The organism is Kitasatospora sp. A2-31 (genome assembly GCF_022288725.1).
Lineage (GTDB): Bacteria > Actinomycetota > Actinomycetes > Streptomycetales > Streptomycetaceae > Kitasatospora.
The window spans coordinates 1-1790 of the sequence record NZ_JAKNTA010000120.1; the positions used below are offsets into that span (position 1 = coordinate 1).

Genomic DNA, 1790 nt, shown 5'->3' on the forward strand with positions numbered 1-1790 from the left:
CCCGCCATACCTCGCCCCAGGTGATAGGCGCAGAGTCGTTCCGATGGAAACATCAGGCAGAGCAGTCGCTCGACATTGAACGCATTCCCCCGGGTACGATCATCGATACCTTTCCACTCATTCAAGCCATATTGATTCCATGTCGATTCGATGGCGCGACTGAACGACTTGGCGTCAACTAATGCAATCTTTGGACTTTTGGGGCAGCGCGCCTCATTATCCCGATCCACGATGAGCTCCGGGGATATGACGTCGAACTCTCCCCATTCTGGATAGGACACTTCCCCTCCCCTGGCGGGCCGAGATAGGTGGATAGGGTCGAGCCGGAGTCGCCTGCCGAGAAACGACTTCTCTGCCAGTAGGCATCGGACCCTTGGATACGTCCTCACTCAAGTTTGCGTCGGGGTGCTGCCCCGTGTCGAGTAGCAACGGCCGTTCTCACGCTCTATTGGAGGTGACTCATGCCCAGACCGGTGCCGAAACGTTCTTCTCAGCGGCGCCGCCGCAACGAGGACGGCCCATCCCTGGTGACTGCGCCCGCCGGCAAGGGCCCGGCGGTGCCGCTGCAGGCTCTGAGGCGCCCGACCGGTCGGCGGCTTGTTGCATTGCCGAGGCCACGTCCCGGAACCTCGAACAGGGCAAATTCTCTGCTCAGTTGCTTCAGTCCGTCCCTGTCCGGCATGCCCGATCTTGCGGCGCCGGAGTTCGCCGACCGTGTGCGCCTTGCGATGGCTGTTGACCGGCCGGCGCGAGGGTCAGCTACGCGGGGTCCGGCGCGATGCCATTGATCACGCGGTCGAGGAGGCGATCGAAGACTGCCTGGGGGTTCTGGTCGCCGCCCGGTATGGCCAGGGCCTGGGCGAGGTGGGGGTAGCGGCCGTCGGCGACGGCGGCGCGGAGGTAGCGGGCCTGGGCGTCGAGGAGTTCGCCGGGGCTCCGCCCTGCGGCTTCGACGGCGCGCTGCTGGGCGAGTTCGTACGACATGTGGCTGGCCACGAACCCGGTGAGGAGGCTGAAGGTCTCCAGTCGGGCCTGGGCGTCCAGGCCGGTGGGGATCATCACGGCGAGCACGTGGTCCAGGACGGCGAGGGTGTTCGGGCCCAGGGTCTGCCGAGCTGGGAGCGCAGCGGGAAGCCACGGGTGGCGCCGCATGATGGCGCGTTGCTCGTGCGCGATCCGCCGGAGGTCCGAGCGCCAGTCACCGGTGGGCATGGCCGGCAACCGGTGATCGCCGCTCACTTCGTCGATCATCAGCTCCAGCAGCGTCTCCTTGTTGGGGACGTAGCTGTACAGGGACATGGTTCCGGCCCCGAGCCGGGCCGCGACCGCGCGCATCGTGACGGCGGCGAGCCCTTCGGCATCGGCGATGGCGACGGCGGTCGCCGTGATCTCGGCACGGCTGTGGGCGGGTGGCCTGCCGCGACGCGGGCGTTCGGACACCGACCAGAGCGCCTCCGGATCCACCCCGGCGCGACCGCCCGACGGGGCCGCCGAATCTGCGCGGGCCATCGTGATCTCCCTCCTTCTGACGGTCAATCCAAGCATGAGCTATTCTCGTACATCGTACGGGAAGTGAGAGACCGCCCGCCCCTCCCAGAAACGAGGCACCGTGACGATGCCCACGCACCGCCCAGTCGGGAAGAAGCCGCCCCTGAGCACCAGGGCCATGCGGCGGTCCATGAGGGGATTGCCTCCCAAGCTGCACGACATCGCCTACGACCCCGGTCTCGTCGTACCCGCAGCAGACGGCAGCCCCCTGCTGACCGACCACTACTTCCCGCTCGGCGACG

Annotated in this window: 2 protein-coding genes; both read right to left on the reverse strand. The window is 67.0% G+C overall.

Annotation, left to right across the window (positions count from 1 at the left end; genetic code table 11):
• The coding region (locus MCM47_RS40045) for a hypothetical protein (protein ID WP_238951762.1) at positions 1-281 on the reverse strand (281 nt) is incomplete at its 3' end.
• Between the two features lie 478 nt (positions 282-759).
• The gene (locus tag MCM47_RS40050) at positions 760-1509 is read right to left on the reverse strand and encodes a TetR/AcrR family transcriptional regulator (protein ID WP_238861939.1); all 750 of its coding nucleotides are present in this window, start codon (positions 1507-1509) and stop codon (positions 760-762) included.
• Positions 1510-1790: the final 281 nt, after the last annotated feature.